General features: G+C 27.5%; 22 protein-coding genes. 2 read left to right on the forward strand and 20 right to left on the reverse strand.

Annotated elements, in window-relative coordinates; all coding sequences use genetic code 11:
- Positions 1–59 precede the first annotated feature (59 nt).
- From mreC to tig, 20 genes are all read right to left on the reverse strand, one after another.
- The gene (gene mreC / locus AVBRAN12654_RS00205; protein WP_214120317.1) at positions 60–830 is read right to left on the reverse strand and encodes a rod shape-determining protein MreC; all 771 of its coding nucleotides are present in this window, start codon (positions 828–830) and stop codon (positions 60–62) included.
- Complete coding sequence (locus tag AVBRAN12654_RS00210) at positions 823–1,860, reverse strand: rod shape-determining protein (protein WP_214115826.1); 1,038 nt, start codon at positions 1,858–1,860, stop codon at positions 823–825. The genes mreC and AVBRAN12654_RS00210 overlap by 8 nt, the downstream gene beginning before the upstream one ends.
- Positions 1,857–3,071: an ATP-dependent Clp protease ATP-binding subunit ClpX gene (clpX, locus tag AVBRAN12654_RS00215; protein WP_214115827.1), complete on the reverse strand. Its 1,215-nt coding sequence runs from the start codon at positions 3,069–3,071 to the stop codon at positions 1,857–1,859. Before clpX ends, AVBRAN12654_RS00210 begins: the two co-directional genes overlap by 4 nt.
- On the reverse strand, positions 3,061–3,852 hold the full coding sequence (gene lpxA, locus AVBRAN12654_RS00220; protein ID WP_336613726.1) for an acyl-ACP--UDP-N-acetylglucosamine O-acyltransferase: 792 nt from the start codon (positions 3,850–3,852) through the stop codon (positions 3,061–3,063). Before lpxA ends, clpX begins: the two co-directional genes overlap by 11 nt.
- Entirely contained in the window at positions 3,849–4,292 is a 444-nt protein-coding gene (fabZ, locus tag AVBRAN12654_RS00225; protein WP_214115829.1) for a 3-hydroxyacyl-ACP dehydratase FabZ, read from the reverse strand. The genes lpxA and fabZ overlap by 4 nt, the downstream gene beginning before the upstream one ends.
- Positions 4,293–4,439: 147 nt before the next feature.
- Positions 4,440–5,198: a pseudouridine synthase family protein gene (locus AVBRAN12654_RS00230; RefSeq protein ID WP_214115830.1), complete on the reverse strand. Its 759-nt coding sequence runs from the start codon at positions 5,196–5,198 to the stop codon at positions 4,440–4,442.
- The gene (locus AVBRAN12654_RS00235) at positions 5,185–6,315 is read right to left on the reverse strand and encodes a glycosyltransferase N-terminal domain-containing protein (protein WP_336609419.1); all 1,131 of its coding nucleotides are present in this window, start codon (positions 6,313–6,315) and stop codon (positions 5,185–5,187) included. Before AVBRAN12654_RS00235 ends, AVBRAN12654_RS00230 begins: the two co-directional genes overlap by 14 nt.
- 17 nt (positions 6,316–6,332) lie before the next feature.
- Positions 6,333–7,037, reverse strand: a complete 705-nt coding sequence (locus tag AVBRAN12654_RS00240; RefSeq protein WP_214115832.1) for a zinc ribbon domain-containing protein — start codon at positions 7,035–7,037, stop codon at positions 6,333–6,335.
- A 9-nt stretch (positions 7,038–7,046) separates the two neighbouring features.
- The gene (locus AVBRAN12654_RS00245) at positions 7,047–7,772 is read right to left on the reverse strand and encodes a Nif3-like dinuclear metal center hexameric protein (RefSeq protein ID WP_214115833.1); all 726 of its coding nucleotides are present in this window, start codon (positions 7,770–7,772) and stop codon (positions 7,047–7,049) included.
- Positions 7,769–8,122, reverse strand: coding sequence for a diacylglycerol kinase (locus AVBRAN12654_RS00250; RefSeq protein WP_336613727.1), 354 nt, complete (start codon positions 8,120–8,122; stop codon positions 7,769–7,771). Before AVBRAN12654_RS00250 ends, AVBRAN12654_RS00245 begins: the two co-directional genes overlap by 4 nt.
- A gap of 44 nt (positions 8,123–8,166) precedes the next feature.
- Positions 8,167–9,399, reverse strand: coding sequence for an FAD-binding protein (locus AVBRAN12654_RS00255; RefSeq protein ID WP_336613728.1), 1,233 nt, complete (start codon positions 9,397–9,399; stop codon positions 8,167–8,169).
- Positions 9,392–11,023: a sensor histidine kinase gene (locus AVBRAN12654_RS00260; protein ID WP_336613729.1), complete on the reverse strand. Its 1,632-nt coding sequence runs from the start codon at positions 11,021–11,023 to the stop codon at positions 9,392–9,394. Before AVBRAN12654_RS00260 ends, AVBRAN12654_RS00255 begins: the two co-directional genes overlap by 8 nt.
- Entirely contained in the window at positions 10,986–11,645 is a 660-nt protein-coding gene (locus tag AVBRAN12654_RS00265; RefSeq protein ID WP_214115837.1) for a response regulator transcription factor, read from the reverse strand. Before AVBRAN12654_RS00265 ends, AVBRAN12654_RS00260 begins: the two co-directional genes overlap by 38 nt.
- Entirely contained in the window at positions 11,642–12,157 is a 516-nt protein-coding gene (locus AVBRAN12654_RS00270; protein ID WP_336613730.1) for a cytochrome c3 family protein, read from the reverse strand. Before AVBRAN12654_RS00270 ends, AVBRAN12654_RS00265 begins: the two co-directional genes overlap by 4 nt.
- The gene (locus AVBRAN12654_RS00275; RefSeq protein WP_214120635.1) at positions 12,154–12,498 is read right to left on the reverse strand and encodes a cytochrome c3 family protein; all 345 of its coding nucleotides are present in this window, start codon (positions 12,496–12,498) and stop codon (positions 12,154–12,156) included. Before AVBRAN12654_RS00275 ends, AVBRAN12654_RS00270 begins: the two co-directional genes overlap by 4 nt.
- A complete protein-coding gene (locus AVBRAN12654_RS00280) occupies positions 12,499–13,986 on the reverse strand; it encodes a flavocytochrome c (RefSeq protein ID WP_336613731.1) in 1,488 nt (495 codons plus the stop codon).
- 659 nt (positions 13,987–14,645) lie between these two features.
- The gene (gene def / locus AVBRAN12654_RS00285) at positions 14,646–15,164 is read right to left on the reverse strand and encodes a peptide deformylase (RefSeq protein ID WP_214115841.1); all 519 of its coding nucleotides are present in this window, start codon (positions 15,162–15,164) and stop codon (positions 14,646–14,648) included.
- Positions 15,154–16,167, reverse strand: coding sequence for a GGDEF domain-containing protein (locus tag AVBRAN12654_RS00290; RefSeq protein ID WP_214115842.1), 1,014 nt, complete (start codon positions 16,165–16,167; stop codon positions 15,154–15,156). The genes def and AVBRAN12654_RS00290 overlap by 11 nt, the downstream gene beginning before the upstream one ends.
- Before the next feature lie 9 nt (positions 16,168–16,176).
- A complete protein-coding gene (gene clpP / locus AVBRAN12654_RS00295; protein WP_214115843.1) occupies positions 16,177–16,764 on the reverse strand; it encodes an ATP-dependent Clp endopeptidase proteolytic subunit ClpP in 588 nt (195 codons plus the stop codon).
- Positions 16,761–18,050: a trigger factor gene (tig, locus tag AVBRAN12654_RS00300; RefSeq protein ID WP_214120539.1), complete on the reverse strand. Its 1,290-nt coding sequence runs from the start codon at positions 18,048–18,050 to the stop codon at positions 16,761–16,763. Before tig ends, clpP begins: the two co-directional genes overlap by 4 nt.
- Positions 18,051–18,126: 76 nt before the next feature.
- On the opposite strand from tig, the gene folE reads away from it, so the two are divergent.
- Positions 18,127–18,666, forward strand: coding sequence for a GTP cyclohydrolase I FolE (gene folE / locus AVBRAN12654_RS00305; RefSeq protein ID WP_214120540.1), 540 nt, complete (start codon positions 18,127–18,129; stop codon positions 18,664–18,666).
- The gene (fliI, locus tag AVBRAN12654_RS00310) at positions 18,663–19,958 is read left to right on the forward strand and encodes a flagellar protein export ATPase FliI (RefSeq protein WP_214115846.1); all 1,296 of its coding nucleotides are present in this window, start codon (positions 18,663–18,665) and stop codon (positions 19,956–19,958) included. Before folE ends, fliI begins: the two co-directional genes overlap by 4 nt.
- Positions 19,959–19,962: the final 4 nt, after the last annotated feature.

Raw genomic sequence — 19,962 nt, forward strand, 5'->3', positions numbered from 1 at the left:
TTATTCTACACCCCCCCCCTATTAACAAAGGGTAAATTAATAAAAAATAATTTAAGATTTTAATTTTTAATTTCTTGTGAGTTCTCTTTAGCACTTACCATATAAACATATCTATAAGGACTAAGAGTTTTTGTATCTTCTAAAATAGCTCTTTTATACCCAGCTTCATCTATGATTTTTACTACTTTTCCAACATAAATACCCTCTGGAAAAATCAAATCCTTTCCACTCGTATAAACCAAATCTCCTATATTTAATTCTTTATAATCAGTAACGAAATTAACATAAATTGAATTTTTACTACCTTGTAAAATAGCAGGAGTTTTATTTTCCCCAACAACCACAGAAAAAACACATTTTTCATCATTTAAACTAAGTGCATAAGCTCTATTATTATTTGAATACATAATCCCCACTGCATTATTATCATATATCAAACCATAAGTAATATCAGGCTTTATACCATCATAACTCATCCAAAATTTAGTTAAACTTCCAATTTTTTCATAAGATAATACCCTAGTTAAGGCTAATTCAAATTCATATTTTTTAAGATTATGGGCTTTTGCAAGATTGTTATATTCTATAACTAAATTATCATATAAGAATTTGTATTGTTTTAGCTTTTTATTTTCTGTGCTTAATTCATCTATCTGATTTACTTGATTAAAATATTTAGTAATATTTTGTTTGGTGTAATCATAAGCATTATAAAGCTTATTTAAAACAAAATCATTAACCCCTAAAACAGCGTTTTTAACATCTGCTACAAAATAATAAGAAGATGTAAGCAAAACGCATATTAGGAGTAATAATTTAAATTTATTCATCATTTACTATTTGTCTTAGTAAAGAAATCTCTTCAAGTATTTTTCCAGTTCCCCTTGCTACTGCGTGAAGTGGCTCATCAGCAACATAGACAGGTAATTTCACAATATCGCTTAAATATTTATCAATTCCACGGATTAATGCTCCACCACCAGTTAGCACTATACCATTTTCTACAATATCGCCTGCAAGTTCTGGTTTTGTATTTTCTAATACGAACTTAAGCGCATCAGCAATTTCTTTTAAAGGCTCTTTTATAGCTTCACGAATATCTTCGCTACTTAGCTCAACCTTACTTAAAAGCCCTTTTACTTGGTCTTTTCCTTTAACAACTATAGTTAATTCTTCAGGTAATTGAATAGCTGAACCAACTTGGATTTTAATATCTTCGCTAGTTCTTTCGCCTATTATTAGATTGTATTTTTCTTTTACATAATTTACAATTGAGCTATCTAACTTATCTCCTGCTGTTCTAATACTTTTTGCAGTATGAAGACCACCTAGAGTAATAACTCCTATTTCAGTAGTTCCACCACCAATATCAACTACTAATGAGCCGACAGGTTCTTGCACGGGAAGATTTGCACCAATTGCTGCAGCCATTGGCTCTTCAACCAAATACACTTCTCTTGCACCAGCACTCAAAGCACTTTCGCGAACTGCTTTTCTTTCAACTTGAGTTAGACCATAAGGAACTGATATTAATATTCTAGGGCGTAAAAAACTCTTTCTTTTATGTGTTTTTTCAATAAAATATCTAATCATTTTTTCAGTCATATCAAAATCAGCTATAACCCCATCTCTCATAGGGCGAATTGCTTGAATATCACTAGGAGTTTTGCCTAGCATTTCTTTAGCTTCTTTACCAACTGCTAAAATTTTGCTCTTTCCATATTTTGTATGTTGAACTGCTACAACACTTGGCTCATCAATTACTACACCCTTATCTTTTACCAATACAAGAGTATTTGCTGTGCCTAAATCAATACCCATATCACTTGAAAATAACCCTATTAAATGGTCTAGTATCATTTATTATCCTTAATTTTTAAAAAAATAGCATCGCCTTCGCCATTAACAAAATCTTTATTTATAACGATTTCATAACCTTCATATTTATCTAAATCAAACATTAAATCAAGTAATAATTGTTCTAATATCCCACGAAGACCTCTTGCTCCTGTTTTTCTATCAAGAGCTTTTTTAGCAATAGCTAAAAGTGCATCTTTATCAAATTCTAATTTAACACCATCAAATTCAAAAATCTTTTGATATTGCTTAATTATTGAATTTTTTGGCTCAATTAAAATTCTTACCATATCTTCTTCGCTAATTTCATTAAGACTTGCAATTGCGTGTAATCTTCCAACTAATTCAGGAATTAGACCAAATTTAATCAAATCATCAGGCTCAATATGTGAATACAATTCATCTTCACTAAGTTTAACGCTAGTAGTATCAAAACCCATTACATTCTCGCCTTGCTTTTGCTTTAAAATCTCTTCAATTCCATCAAAAGCACCACCACAAATAAATAAAATATTTGAAGTATCAACTTGAATAAATTCTTGATTTGGGTGTTTTCTACCGCCTTGTGGTGGGACATTTACAACGCTACCTTCTATTATCTTAAGCAATGCTTGCTGAACGCCTTCTCCACTTACATCTCTTGTAATTGAGCGGTTTTCTCCCTTTCTTGCGATTTTATCAATTTCATCAATGAAAATTATCCCACATTCTGCACGCTCAACATTATAATCAGCTGCTTGTAAAAGTCTTGTTAAGATATTTTCAACATCTTCTCCTACATATCCAGCTTCAGTTAAACTCGTAGCATCGCAAATTGCTATAGGAATATCAAGTGCTTTTGCCATAGTTTGAGCTAAAAGTGTCTTACCACTTCCTGTAGGTCCTACTAATAAAACATTTGATTTTGCTAATTCCACATCACTCTCATCAGCATTACTCATAAGCCTTTTATAATGATTATGAACGCTTACGCTTAAAACCTTTTTTGCTCTATCCTGACCTATTACATAATTATCCAAATGAGATTTTAAAGCTTTTGAACTTATATCTTTTAAACTATCAGCTACCTCATCTACTGCTAATTCTTTATTTTTAGCATCATACATTTTAAATATAACACCAGCACAAGTAGGACAAATTGTATTATTTTTACCATTTGAAAGTAGGTCAAACGGATAAGATTTGCCACAAAAACTACAAATATTATTGCTCATTATCATTTCCTTTCACTGGAATTCCACGCTTTGTATTTAAAATAAACGAGCATAATTTAACAACTTCGGCAGAATTTGAACTCTCATATAAAGCTTTTGCTCTATCGCTAATTAGCCCTGTTTTACTTCTAAAAATCCTACTAAATGCTTCACTTAATTCATTTATTTTATCTTTTTCTAAATGCCTTCTAAGCCCTACTAAATTAAGACTTCTAACATAAGCACGATTGCCTTCGGCTAGACAAAAATGTGGTAAATCTTGAGATAATGCTGAAGCACCTCCAAGCATACAATAATCGCCTATTTTAACCCATTGATGAACCGGAGTAAGTCCGCCAATCACACTAAATGAGCCAACTTCAACATGCCCTGCTAAGGTTACATTGTTTGCTAAAATTATATTATCAGCTAAGGTGCAATCGTGTGCAATATGGACATAAGCCATTATGAAATTATTATTTCCAACTCTTGTGTATCCATCGCCTTTTTGTGTACCACAATTTATAGTGCAAAACTCACGAATAGTTGTGTTATCACCTATTATTAAAGCTGAAAAATCATCGTTTTTATAAGAAATATCTTGTGGAATATCACCTAAAATAGCATAAGAAAAAATCTTGCAATTATTTCCTATTTTTGTATTTCCTAAAATTCTTGCACCACTTTTAATAATGCAATTATCACCAATTTCTACATTACTTCCTATATATGCAAAAGGCTCAATGCTAACATTTTTGCCTATTTTTGCACCATTTTCTATTATTGCTAAATCTGAAATCATTTATCTACTATCATCGCTTTTAAAATTGCTTGAGTGCATAATGTATCATCTACATAAGCCTCGCCACTAAACACCCACATTGCTCCACGATTTTTAACAACGCTCATTTTATATACTAATTTATCGCCTGGTCTTACTGGTGATTTGAATTTTACTTCTTCCATTCCTGTAAAATATACTACCTTGCTTTTAGGATCAACACTATCTTTCATACTCTGAAAAGCTAAAATTCCACCCGTTTGAGCCATTCCTTCTAATATTAAAACTCCTGGATAAATCGGATGACCTGGAAAGTGTCCTGCAAATACTTGATCACTTATACTAACATTTTTATAACCTAATACATAACCTTCATCAAGATTGATTTCTGTGATTTTATCAACTAACAAAAATGGTGGTCTATGTGGTAAAATTTCTTGAATTTGCATTACATCTAACATTATTATTCCTTTACTATGCTTAAAGGGATTTATTTTAATTTCAGCAATTAAACAAAGTGTAATAATTATAAGCTTTATCGTTGGTAAAGTATAATTTATAAAATTCCAATGCTTTTAAAATAAAAACTATCTTAAAAGCATTAAAAATTAAAATAAAAAGTCTAAATTAAGCCCTTTTAATTCAAAGTCTTTATGAAAATCATTTGGCATAGGAGTTTTTATATCATAATCAAATATTTTTGTCCTAGCACAATGAAGCATCAGCCTTGAGCTAATTATTTTACTATATTTAACATCGCCTAAAATTCCTAGCCCAACGCTATTTAAATGAACTCTTATTTGATGGGTTCTACCTGTTGCAATTTGCACTTTTAATAAGGTTTTTTTGCCTTCTATAATTAAAGGCTCTATTTTAGTATAAGCGTATTTTGCGTTTTCGCTATTACTAATCTTACTAAATGCACTTTTGCCTTTTATAGTTAAAATCGGCTCATCAATCTCCATTCCTTCGCTTACGATTTTATTAGTAATTGCTAGGTAGAGTTTTTGCACTTTTTCTTTTTTATATTCATTTTTTGCAGCCTTTAAAAACTCTTCATTTTTAGCAAATAATACAATGCCACTTGTATCCTTATCAAGTCTATTTAAAAGAGTGTAATTATTTTTAATATGTTCGCTCGCAATACCAATTGGCTTATTAATAGCTAATAAATTATCATCTTCAAACAATACGCTAAGCTCTGGTTTTGCAAGTTTAAAAATAGTATTAACAGGCATAAGACCCCTTGCAATCTCTAATCTTTTGCCCCCGTGCATTACTAAACCTAAATCTATTAATTCTTTAGCAGCTGAATTTGAAATTCCTTCTTGAATTGCTAATAATTTATATGCTTTATCTTGTTTCATTTATTTTCCTATCTAATATTTCGCATAATGCGTTGAAAGTATATTCGTTTTTGATTTTAGCATTTTTAACATTTGTAAAATCAATATCATCACTAATTTTTATATTTTCTATACATTTTAGGCTTGAATATTGAGAAAATACATTAGTTCCTGAAGTGATTTTGCAGCCAAAAAACGCAGCTTCGGCGAAATTATGTCCGCCTATTTTAGTATAAGAACCACCCAAAATCACATAATCACTAATTGAGTAAAAATTAATTAATTCTCCTAAAGTATCTAGCAAAAATACTTCACTTTTTAAATATCCATCACAATCATTGCTATATTTTACAATGTTAAAGCCTTTATTATAAAGCAATTTTTCAACCTTATGAAATCTTTCAGGGTGTCTTGGTGCTATTATTAGACATTTATCTTTTAAGAAATTTTTATCTAGCTTATTTAGAATTATTTCTTCTTCATTTTCGTGAGTACTTGCAATTAAAATTATTTCTTTATTTTTGCTTAATTGCTTAGTAACTATTGGCTTATTTGTAATCTTTATATTTGTAAAAACTTCTATATTTTTAGCATTAAAATATTCTAATCTTTCTTTATCTTCATTACTTTGAGCAAGAATTAAATCAAAATATGAAAATATTTTTGCATAATAAAAACTAAATTTTTTATAATTTTTAAAGCTATTTTCTTTCATTCTAGCGTTTAATAAAATAGTATTTTTATCAAAATCTTTATATATTTTAAGTAAAGCTAACCATAATTCTGCTTCAAATACTATTAAAGTCTTAGCAGGTTTAAGCCATAAATATAATAATGGCTCATAAGGTAGTAAAAAAGCATTATCATCAAATTCTTTTGCTTTCATAAGTCCTGTTTTTGATGAACAAGTAAGTAATATTTTAAAACCTTTATTTTTATAATATTTAATCAACTCGCCTAAAGCGACAGCTTCTCCATAACTTGCAAAATGAAAATGAATATCTGCTATTTTATGCTTTTTGAATGGTAAAAATTTTTGATAAAGTTTAGAATATTTATCCTTAAAACTTAAAGGAATTAAAACCAATAAGAATAAAGGATAAATTAAAATAGAAACAAGAATATAAAAAAAATACATTTTTTAAATTATAAAAATTACTCTTCTATGTATAAAATTCTTCCACAATGTGGGCAGTTATTAATCTCTTCACTTTTTAAAACTGCACTAAAAGTTTTGCTATTTAGTTGCATAAAACAACCATAGCAAGCTTGTTTTTTAACAGGAACTACTGCAGTATTCTTAGCCCATTTTCTAATTTTTTCATAAAATCCGAAAACTTTGCTATCAATTTCGCTAGCTAACTTATCTTTTCTTACATAAATTTCTTTTCTTTTTTCTTCAATAGCATCAAGTGCTGATTTTTGATTAGCTATTGCTATAGTTAAATCATCATTTAATTTAGTAATTTCTTTTTGATTTTCTTTAATTTCTTCTTTTTTATTATCTACTATTTTTTCTAATTTTGATATTTCTTCATTTGCAGCTTCTAATTGCTCTCTTGCGATTTCTTCTTCTAATTTTAAAGCATTTGCTTCTTTTTCTGTTTTTACTAAAGCAATTTTTTTAGCTGTTTCATTGATTTTTGTTGAAAATTGAGCTATGTGATTTTCTACTTTTACTTTACTCTCACTAATTTCTTTTATGCTTTCTTCTAATTTTGAATTTTTATTCTCAAGACTTTTAATTTTATCTTCTAAATTGTTCGCTTCTCTTTTAGCACTTTCAATTTGTGGTAAAAAACTATCTATTTCTTTATCTAATTTAGAAAGCTCTACTAATTGTGATAGGTGTTTATTCATAGTATGTCCTTAATACTCTAAAAATGGATTTTTTGAAGAGCTGATTATAATCTCTATCGGTAATTTTTGCAAATTACTCGCTAAAGAATTAGCAAAACAAATCTCACTTTCATAATGCTTAATATCAATTAAACTTATATTATTTTCACTAAGAGCTAAAGCGTCGTGATATTTAATATCTCCTGTTAAAAATATATTACTCTTAAGCTCACTAGCCAATGAAATTCCAGAACCAGTGCAAATTCCTATTAAATCAGTTTGAATTATTTCTTTTGCTAAAGATATTGATATTTTTTTTAAGTTTAATTTAGCCTTTAAAAAATCAGCCAATTCATAAATATCTTTAAAATTATTCTTAGCATAAGCTAAAAACCCATCGCTTTCAATTATTTCTAAGCCTAAAAACTTTTCACAAAAATATCTATTTAAATGACTTAAATCATAATTCGTATGCATAGAAATTAAAGCACAATTTTTTTTGATTAATTCTTTTAAAATATTACCAGCATAATCATTTTTAATACTTTTAATACCCTTAAAAATCAAAGGATGATGAGTAATAATCAATGAATTTGGTAAAAATGATTTTACTTGATTAAAATCTAAATCAAGGCTAAGATAAATCCTTTCGCAACTATCATCATTACTTAAAATTAACCCACTATTATCCCAACTTTCTTGGGTATTAAAAGGACTTAATTCATCTAAAATCTTATAAATCTCACTTATTTTCATAAAAATTCCTTATATAAAACGCTAAGCCAAGTTAAAACAGCTATTAAAATAGTAAAAAATACTCCAGCAGAGCCTAAGTCTTTTGCATCTTTTGCAAGTTTATGGTATTTTGAAGTTGCCAAATCTACAACGCTCTCAATAGAAGTATTAAAGCATTCAGCAGCAAATACTAAAATAATAACACCTATTAAAAATGCCTTTTCAAATAAAGAAAAAGGATAAAATAAAGCAAATAAAATAAAGCAAATTCCTATTATAAATTCTATCCTAAAAGCACTTTCATTTAAAGCTCTTTTAACCCCTGCTAAAGCATAACTTGCGTTTTTAAAAAATGAGTATTTCTTCTTCATATTTTCTCCTATTTAGCTAGATTATAAAAAAATTATTAATACTTTCAAATTGATAGCATAAATTTACTAGCATTCATAGCAAATACAACACAAGCTATGCTAGCAGCTCCACTAAGCCTTGCTTCTCCAAACATAGAACTAACTTCTCCTATAGCAAACATATTATTCTTAGCTGTATTAGTATCCATATCAACTACTCTTGCAAATATATCTGATTTAACCCCACCTAAAGTATAGTTTAAATAAACATCTACATTAGCCAAATAAAACATAGGCTTATTAATTGCTTTAATAGAAATATTATTAAGATTTTTACCCAATTTATCAATCCTATTACCAAAATAGCTATTATATTCATCAACGCAATTAATTAATCTTTTATCAATTTCTTCTAAAGAATAGTATTTGTAAAATATACTTGTATCATTTATATAATTTATTCCGTGATTATCTAGGAGTAATTTAACTAATTTATTATTTTTAATTTCATTTAAAATCGCTATTGCTAAATCTTGCCTTGAGCTATCTTCTCTAACAAATCTTTTAAAATCAGAATTAATTAAAATTCCATATTTAAAAATATCCATAGGCAAAACAAAAGCAAATCTCATTAGACTTAATTGGGTTGGGATTGCTCCATTTTTTAATAAAATCTTTAAAGAATTTGAATTGTTCTTAGACATAGTTTTAGCATAATAAGCTAGTGGATAATGAATTTTTATAAATTCTTTATCGTTTGCAAATCCACCAGTGCAAAAAGCTATATTTTTAACCTTAATTTTTATGATTTCATCTTTATGTAAAATACTTGCAATACCATTATCAAAATCAATTAATTTAGCCTTAGTTAATATATTTACATTTTTACTAAGCAATCTGTTGATTAATGGATTTATCACACTTTCTTTAGCATTTTTTAAAGGGTGTAATTCTCTAGGAACTGAATGATTTAAGCTATTTAATATAGCTAATTCAAATTCAACCCCAAAACTTTTTAAAAGTTGAGTAGCTTGTGCTGATTTTTCACTAAGCTCTTTTAATAAAGTAAAATCAGCATAATTAGTTGAATAAGAAATCAAATCATCATAAAATTTATCATCTTTTATATTTGCTAGTTGTTGAAAAGATGAATTACTAGCAGCAAAATTTAAATAACTCTTAGCTCCGCCTAATTCATCATCTTGCTCAATTAATAAAATATCTTGTTTAACCAATAAATTCGCCAATGTTAAACCACTAATACCACTACCTACAATTAAACAAAACAACTCATTCATAAGCAATCCTAATATAAAAATTAGCTCCAATTTTTCTAGTTTTTAAAAACACATCAGCATTTAACTCACTATTTAAAATATTTTTTATCATAAAAAGCCCAAGCCCTGAACCATTTTTCGTGCTAAAATAAGGTTTAAAAATTTCTTCTTCTAAATCCTTTTTAACCCCTATTCCATTATCTTTTATACTAATGTAAATATTATTTTTATAAGCATAAAGATTAATTATAATATAAGGATTTTTTATATTAACTAAAGCATCTTTTGCATTTGTAATGAGATTGATTATTGCATGAGCTAAACTATTTTTATATGAATTTATTTTTAAATTCTTATCAAGTCTTAAAGTAGTATTAATTGCATTCCTTGTAAGGCTTGCATTACAAATCGTTAAAGAATTTAAAATAGCTTCATAAACATAAAAAGAGCTTTTTTCTTGCTTTGTCTTATAAAAATCATAAAATTCATCAATAGTTTTTGACATATAATTTAAAATAGGATTTATCTCTTTTAATTTTTGATGAAACTTATCATCAATTTTTTGTTTTTCTAAACTAATCTCAAGATAACTAGAAATTGCACCTAAAGTTGCTAATGGCTGTCTATATTCATGAGCTATACAAGCTATCATTTCACCTAATGCAGCTAATTTTGATTGATGATTTAGCAATTGTTCCTTTTGTGTATTTTCATCTAATTTAGCCTTAATTATTTCAACTTGATTTTTTACTTCTTCTTGTAAATTTGCATTTAATTTTCTTAGTTTTTCTTCGGTTTTTAATAATTTATTAATTAAAAATCCTAAAACAAAATATACCCCAATAAAAGCAAAAAATACCAAAATCACACTAATTATAAAAGCCTTTTTTATTATATGTAAATGAGTTTTATAATCTTTTGTAATATCTTTTTTAATCAATATTAAAAATCTATCATTTAAAATAATTTCATTACTTAAATAATATTTATCATCTAATTTAATTATATCTTCATCATTTTTTAAAAGTTTAGTTTTATTTTGCCAATCAAATTCATTATAAAAATACTCATTTTCATACTTTAAAGCAGCTAAAAAATCATCTTGAATTTTTAAATTATCTAATAATTTTTTTGCACTTATTGTATAAGTAATCGCATAATTTTCATTTATTTTTAAATTAATTAAATAAACTGGTTTGGTATTTAATCTAAGCAAAATATCTGTTTGATTATTAAAATCATATTGGCAATTTAATTTTATTTTATCTTTTTCTATGCAAATATTTTCTTTTAAAATAAATAATTTAATATCCTTTAAATATGCCTCATTTGAGCTTAGATTTAAAAATAATTTATTTAATTTATTTAGCTTTTCATCATTTTTTAAATAATCTAAATTAGAACTAAATTCATAACTAATACTAAGCGTATTGTTTAATAAATTATTTAAAAAATCACTATAAAAATAAATAAACCTATCATTAAAACTATTTTTGTTTTGAAATAAATAATTTTTATGCCAAGAAATATATAAAAAATTCAAAATAAAACATAAAAAAATAATCAAAGTTAAAACAAATATAAAAGCTTTTTTGCGAATGCTTATATTAAGTAATTTTGATATAGTATCCACGAGAATTTGCATTATGAATTATACCTTTATCGCCTAATTTCTTTCTAAGATTTTTAATGAGTGATTTAATAGCATCAGAACTTACATCATAATCATTATATACATAATCGCAAATCTTATAAATATCTACAATGTTAGGACTACTTTTTAACAAAATTTCAAGCAATAAAAATTCTTTTTTGCTAAGCTTAATAATCTCATCATTTATTAATAACTCATTTAAATCAATATCTAAATATATATTATTGCTTAATTTAATTTTATTATTAATACTTTTTATAGCCTTTTTTAAAGCATCTTCAAGTTTAATCCTATCAAAAGGTTTTATTAAATACTTGCAAATATTAAGCTCAACTGCACTTAATAAAGTTTGTTTATCGCTTAAAGCTGTAATCATAATAGCAGGAATTTTATTATCAGAATTTCTTATATTTTCTAATAAATTTAAACCATCAAGTTTTGGCATAGAAATATCAAGTAATAATATATCAGGCTTTTTAGCCAAATATATATCTAAAGCACTTAAGCCATCTTTAGCATAAAGCACATTAAAATCAAGTAGTTCTAGCAAATCAATAACTTGACTTGCTAGATTTAAATCATCTTCTGCATATAAAATTGTGTATTTTTTCATTTTTTATCTAATTTGCCCCTTAAACCATCATGACCTACATGGGTATGACAACTTACACATTTTAATTCATTTGCGTAATCTAAATATCTTTTATGCATTGTATTTTGCATTTCATTTTTAGAATTAATTTTAGTAATATCTTGATGACATTTTAAGCATCCACTATCATAAACATAATCTTTTTTATGATTGAGTTTTTCATACCAATCTATCTTTTCATCAGCTCCAATAGCAGTGATACTAAATTCTTTAATGCCATTATAAGCTTTTGTGCTTAGATAATTTACTATATTATCGTGTGGCAAATGACAATCAACACAATTTGCTTTAATACCTAAATTATTATTACCACCATGAACATCTGTAATATAAGCTTCCTTCATCGGTTGCATTACATGACAACTCGCACAAAATTTATCATCTCCAGTCATTTGTATAGCTTTATGAGATAAAAATACAAAAATTAAAGTTAAAACCACAATAGATGAAACAAAAATAATAGTTTTTTTCATTTTATCTCCTTCATCCAAGTTTTAGTATTATGGCAAGTATTACACATATTAAATGATGGCTTATGCTCATTATGACAGGTGTAACAATTTAAATTCGCATTATCATGAATACTATTATGCGGGTTTTTACCTTTTAAAAAATCAAGCCTTTTTGCTAATTTCTCTTTACTTCCATGACAACTTAGACATGAATTAGAATCAAGTGCTTTATAATCTTTTTCATTTGCTTCTTTATGACAATCTGTGCATTTTAATTTCACTTCAATATGATGTGGTTTTATTGCAAATTCATTACCTAATGCAAAAATACTTAATATCAAAATCATTAATAATTTTTGCATTTATACTCCTTTTAAAATATCTTTCGCACAAGCAATTCCTGAAGTCATACAATCAGGAATAGAACAACTAGTAAGCCTTGATTGTCCATGAACACCACCAGTTGCCTCACCAATCGCGTAAAGCCCTTTAATTGGCTCATAGTTACTAATATTTAAAACTCTCATATTTATATCAGCATAAACACCACCTGGAGTATAACTAAGACCTGGTGCAGCTGTCATTGCATAAAAAGGTGCTTTACTCATACTAGAATTTTTAATCTTACTTAAATCTTTTTTGAACTCATCTTTATTATTTGAAATGCCTGTTTCATAATCTTGCATTGTCTTTGATAAATCATTTTCATTAAGCTTAAAATTATTAGCTAAATCACTTAGGCTATCAAATTTCTTCATTTTCCCTGCAGTAATAAAACTTTGCATTCTATTAGGGTCGTGCGAATTAGCAAATCCTATGCTATCAAAAATAATTATTGGATAAATTGTTGTGTTAATCTTTTCCATATGAGCTAAGATTTTATTTGATAAACCTTGTCTATCTCCATCTTCATTTAAAAATCTTTTAGCATTGCAATCAACCATAATCCCATAAATTAAATCTTCTGTAGGAATTCCAAAAGAAAATCTACTAAGTGCTAATTGAGTTGGGATTGCTCCTACCTTTAGCATTTGTTTTAATGCACCAGCAGTCTGACCTAAACTTGAAGGGCTTTTTGCCAACCTTAATCTAGGATTTACTATACTTCTAAACTCAATATCACGGCTAAATCCACCTGTTGCAAAAACTACCGCAAGCCTTGCTTTATAGTGTTTTTTATCTCCACTTAAATTCTCTCTATCATCATTTGCTAGATTTCTATTAAATCTATAATTTTCTCTAACGCTTACGCCAATTATTTTGCCACTTTCATCTTGAATGATTTCATCGCATTTAGTTTCGTTTTTAATCTTTCCATTATGTTTTATAAAAAATTCATTTAAAGTGCTAATACAAGCACCGCCACCGCCAATAGTTTCAACACTTCTAGCAACACTATGACCGCCTAAAAACTTAAGCTTATCAGCATATTTAACCCCACAACTTTTAGCAAATTCATATGCTTCATTTGAATTTCTTATAATTCTTAAAGAATGTTCTAAATGATTATATCCAGCTCCAGCTTTATTTAAATCATTTAAAAATAATTCTTCGCTATCTTTTATGCCAGCTTTAATTTGTAAATCTGAATTAAGAACAGCAAAATCTTGTTGAGATAAAGCAGAATTACCACCAATTCTATCCATCTTTTCAATCATTAAAACATCAATTTTATTCTTTACTAAATAAGCAGCACAAATATGAGCACTCACACCACTTCCGATTATAATAACATCAGCTATTTCATCAAATTTTATGTCTTTTCCTAAATTATCATTAGCGTTTAATGCTAAAGGTGCACTAAGGCCAACTCCTGCTACTCCTTTTATAAAATTTCTCCTTGATAACATCTATACTCCTTCTAAAAAATCAATTTATTATAAAAATATGTAGTGGCAAAAAAGTGTCAAATATAAATTTATTTTTAAGATTTTAATATAAATTTTAAGTCTAAGATAATCAATATTTTAAATTATAGAAATGATATATTATCTATAAAATATTTAAAATCTTGATATTAATTTAATTTCTAGATTTGTTTAATAGTTTTTAAAAGTATAAAATAATTAATGAAAATCTTATAAAAATATCTAGTATTTAGTGCTTATATTGTTAAAACATTATTTTGTAATAAAAAATAATATCCGATTTTTTCTGCTTAGTTACAATTTTAATTTTTAGTATCAATTTAAGTATTTTAATATCTTATTAAAACCAATTATTTTATTTAAATTAATATAAATTACTATATTTATAAGCTGCGTAATTTTTAATATTCACTTAAGTTTTAAATATCAAATCTATCTAATAATATTTATAAACTAATCAAATAATTTAAACTACAAGCATAATACAAAGTAAGTTCTATAAAAGCATTGTAAATTAAATTCCAAAAGATTTTAACAATAAATATTTTTATACTTTTTTTAAAATATCACTATGAATTATAAAAGTATAAATTATTTTGCAGAATAAATGAAGATATAAACAATAATCTAAAAAGCCATAATTATTTTTTAGGCTTTTTAGAACTTTTTAAATGTTTTTCTAGTTTTTTTCTTCCGCTAAATGATATTTTTTCTATGAATAAATGTCCATCAAGATGGTCGTTTTCGTGTTGAATAGCAACTGCTAAAAGCCCTTCAGCTTCTAAAGTTTTTTGATTTCCAAATCTATCTAAATAATCAACTTTAATTTTATTATATCTAGTTACTTCTTCAAAAAAACCAGGAACACTAAGACAACCTTCTTCATAAACTTGCGTTCCTTCTCCAATAGGTGTTATTATTGGATTAATAAATTCAATCAAATCATCTTTATTTTGTTCTTCATTTTCATTTAATAAATTAATCAAAAATATTCTTAAAGGTTTTGCAACTTGTATTGCTGCTAAACCTATACCACTAGACGAAATCATAGTCTCATACATATCATCTAAAAATGTATGTAACTCTTCATCAAATACCTTAACTTCTTCACTCCTAGTAAATAATAATTTATTAGGATAAGTTATTAATTTAAGCATCATTTTCTTCACTATCTCCAACTACAGCATAAATTTCTTTATTTTTACCAGTATTCGGTAATACGCTAATAGCCTCAAGAATTTGTTCTTCATAATTATCGCCACTAAGTGCTACAACGCTCATTTCTATATTAATATCAATTTCATTATCATTTATAAAAAATGTTGTATTGTAAAATAAGTCTGAAATTCTCTCACAAGCTTTTTTTGCATTAACTATATTTGTATGTTTCATTGCCATTACAAAAATACCATCTCCATAATGTGCCACAACATCGCTTCTTCTTGAGGTTTTTAATAATAATTTCGCAACATTTCTCATCAAAAGATTTTTATCTTTTTGTAATTCAATTGTATTTAATAAACTATCTTTAATCTTTACAAACATCAATGATATTGAATAGCCATATTTTTTAATATCTTCTATGTCTTGAGTAATATTATTATATAAATATCTTTTATTAAACACTCCGAATTTATCATCAAATTCACTCTGCTCATTTACCCTATTATGTATTTTTACAATCTCATCATAACCTTTTTTTATACTATTTAATTGAATATCAAGGGCTGTGGTAAGTTTAGCCATATCACTATCTAAAGACCTTAAAATATTTTGAATAGATAAAGAACCGGTAGCAATACTCAAATCGCCTATTTTTTTCTTAATTAAAGCTTTCATTGTGCTTATATTTTTATAAATTGTTGCAATAGAACCTACTAGCTGTTTTATATTTACAAAGGTTTCTTTAATGTCTTGTTCTATTACAGCAACTTTATTACTTTGGTCTTCTTTTTCATAAGTAATCATTTCTGTTACTCTTTTTTTAAAGGCCATAGGCTTAGTATCTAACATTTTTTCAAAATAAATAGAATAATTAGTAGGAGTTGGTGGAACATTATCCTCTATAAGTTGTTTAATTACTTGTTGAGTAAATTTCTCAAATTCTCCACCGCTTAATTTCTGAATCTTAGGAGATTCATCGTGTATTATCTCTTTATTCAAAGCCCTATCCTATTTAAAACTTTTTTCTAATACCTTATCAATTAGTCCGTATTTTAAAGCTTCTTCTGAACTCATAAAATAATCGCGTTCAGTGTCCTTCTCAACTTTTGCCAATTTATTACCGGTATTTTCAGCTAATACTTTGTTAAGCATTGCTTTTAATCTTAAAATTTCTTTTGCTTGAATTTCAATATCAGTCGCTTGACCTCTTGCACCGCCTAAAGGCTGATGTATCATAATTCTAGCATTTGGAAGAGCAAACCTTTTACCTTTAGCTCCAGAGCTAAGTAAAAACGCTCCCATTGAAGCAGCTTGTCCTATACAAATTGTACTAACATCAGGTTTAATATAATTCATTGTATCAAATATACTAAGACCACTAGTTACAACTCCACCAGGACTATTTATATACAAATAAATATCTTTAGTAGAATCTTGAGCTTCTAAAAACAATAATTGTGCAACTACGCTAGCAGCTACATCATCATTTATTTCACCACTTAAAAGAATAATTCTATCTTTAAGTAAGCGAGAGTAAATATCATAACTTCTCTCGCCTTTGCTAGTTTTTTCTACTACATAAGGTATGTAGCTCATTTATCTTTTCCTAAAAATAAATCAGCAAATAATTTTTCTTCTACTAAACTCATTCTAACAGCCGGTAATGTGCCATTTTTTGTATAGTTTTCTATTAGTTGTTTAGGATCCATTCCGTATCTTAAAGCTTCAAAATAAATAGCTTGTGCTACTTCTTGGTCATTTACAACTACATTTCTTAATTTTGCTAATTCATCAACAATGAAAGTTAATTTTACGCTTTTTAAAGCTTCTGCTTCATATTCTTTTCTTTTTTCTTCTAAATATTTATCATCTTTTAATTTATCAAATTCTTCTTTACTAAAGCTTCTTGCAGCTTGATTAAATTGTAAGTTAGTTTCTTGTTCTAAAATGTTTTGTGGAACTGCAAAAGTATATTTTTCTAGCATTTTTTCAACAAATTCTTGTTTTAATTTTTCATCAATTTGTTTAAATTTAGCTTCTGTTTCTAATTGTTCTTTTATTTTTTCATCTAAAATTGCTTCAGTTGGGTTTTCTACACCAGGAAGTAATTTTTTAAGCATTTCTTCATCAATTTCAGGTAATTTTCTTGCGTGAATTTCATGTAATTTTACTTTAAATACTGCTTTTTTACCCGCTAAATGAGCTGCTTGATAATTTTCAGGGAAAGTTACTTCTATATCTTTTTCTTCGCCAACTTTAAGCTCTATCATACCATCTTCAAATCCTGGTATAAATTGACCACTTCCAATCTCTAGCATATAATTTTCTGCTTTACCACCTTCAAAGGCAACGCCATCAACAAATCCTTCAAAATCAAACTTAGCATAATCACCTTTTTTTAAGATTTGTTTTTTAGTTTTTTCTAATGGAGCAAATTGCTTAAGCATAGCTTCTTTTCTAGCTTTAATATCTTTTTCTTTAATTTCTTCTATTTTTAATGCAGGAACTAATGCTTCATAACCACTTAAATCAATTGTTGGTCTAAAAGACACTACGAATTCAAATTCAATTCCATTATCTTTTCTATCGAATTTTTTAAAGCTTGGCTCACCGATTAATTCTTTTTCATCTTTACCTGTTTCTTTAACTGCATTTTTATAAGCACTTGTAATCGCTTCTTGTTCTGCGTCTTTTAGTAAAGAATCTTTATATCTATCTAAAACAACATTTACAGGAACTTTGCCTTTTCTAAAACCAGCAACTTGCATAGTTTTACTAGCTTTTACAGCTATTTCTTTAACCTTTTCATCTATTAAAGATTTTTCTATAACACCACTTACTGAGTAATTAATTTCATCAATTTTTGTTGTACTAAGTTTCATTAAACTACCTTTTGTAAAATATTTCGCACAATTCTAGCTAAAAAAATTAATCATTGGCAAAATATAAAGGTAAAGAATGCAAGACTTAATTAAAAATTTATTAATAAAAATTGGTGAAAATCCAAATAGAGAAGGATTAGTAAAAACACCTGAAAGGGTTCAAAAATCATATGAATTCTTATGTAGTGGCTATACAAAAAATCCAAAAGAAATTTTAAACGAAGCTATTTTTAACACTGATAACAATGAAATGGTTTTAGTAAAAGACATTGATTTTTATAGCTTATGCGAACATCATTTATTACCATTTTTTGGAAAAGTTCATATTGCTTATATACCTAATGGAAAAGTAGTTGGGCTTTCAAAATTACCTAGACTTGTTGAAGTTTATTCAAGAAGATTGCAAATCCAAGAACAATTATGCGAACAAATTAGCCTAGCTTTATATGAAATATTAAAGCCAAAAGGTGTTGCTGTAACTATTGAAGCTGAGCATTTATGTATGCAAATGCGTGGAATTCAAAAAGTAAATTCTAAAACAATAACAAGTTCTCTTAAAGGCATATTTTTAAGCGATGAAAGAACTAGGAAAGAATTTTATTCACTAATAAAATGAACTTAGAAAAACTTAAAAATAAAATATCAAAAATACCAATTTCACAAAATTTTGGCTTTATATACAAAATCTCTGCAATTAGTATAGAGATTAAAGGATTAATCACTAGCGTAGGCGATGTTATAAGACTTGAAAATGAAGAAAAAACCGCTTATGCAATGGTTGTTAAGATTGAAGAACATATTTCATTTTTAAGCCCTTTTGATTTTGTAGAAGGCTTTAAAATCGGAGATAAAGCATTTTTAGAAGAAGCAGGAATGAAAATTCCTTGCTCTATGGAATTACTTGGGCGTGTGGTTGATCCATTTATGCGTCCAAAAGATGGAAAAGAAAAAATCACACCAAGTAAAATGATGCCTATTTTAAGAGCACCAATAGACGCACTTAAGCGTGGGCTTATAAGTGAGCCTTTTCCTGTTGGTATTAAAAGTATTGATGGGCTTTTAACTTGTGGAGTAGGACAAAAATTAGGCATTTTTGCTGGTTCTGGGGTTGGTAAATCAACTCTTATGGGAATGATAGTTAAAAATGCCCCTGCAGCCGTTAAAGTAGTTGCTTTAATAGGTGAGCGTGGTAGAGAAATTCCTGAGTTTATACATAAGAATTTAGGTGGTAAAATGGATGATACCGTTATGATAGTTGCGACTAGCGATGATAGTGCATTAATGCGTAAATATGGGGCATTTTGTGCTATGAGTGTGGCTGAATTTTTTAAAGAGCAAGGAATGGATGTATTATTTATAATGGATAGCGTTACTCGTTTTGCTATGGCTCAACGCGAAATCGGTCTTGCTCTTGGAGAGCCGCCTACTGCTAAAGGCTATCCACCAAGTGTATTTAATCTATTGCCGCAATTAATGGAGCGAGCTGGTAAAGAAGAAGGTAAAGGAACTATTACAGCATTTTTTACCGTGCTAGTTGATGGAGATGATATGAGCGATCCTATTGCTGATCAAAGTAGGTCAATTCTTGATGGGCATATCGTATTAGATAGAAGCCTGACTGATTTTGGAATATATCCTCCGATTAATATTCAAAATTCAGCAAGTAGGGTTATGGGAGATGTGGTAACGCCTGAACATAAAAAAAATGCTGCTAAGTTTAAAAGGCTTAATTCAGTTTTAAAAGAAAACGAAACTCTAATTAGAATTGGTGCTTATGTAAAAGGTAGCGATAAAGAGCTTGATTTTGCAATGAGTAAAAAAGATTATATGAATGATTTTTTAAGACAAGGAAATGATGAGGCTTTTGCTTTTGAAGAAGTTTTAAGTATGCTTGAGCAAATTAATTAATCCG

It is taken from the genome of Campylobacter sp. RM12654 (assembly GCF_020137585.1).
Lineage (GTDB): Bacteria > Campylobacterota > Campylobacteria > Campylobacterales > Campylobacteraceae > Campylobacter_E.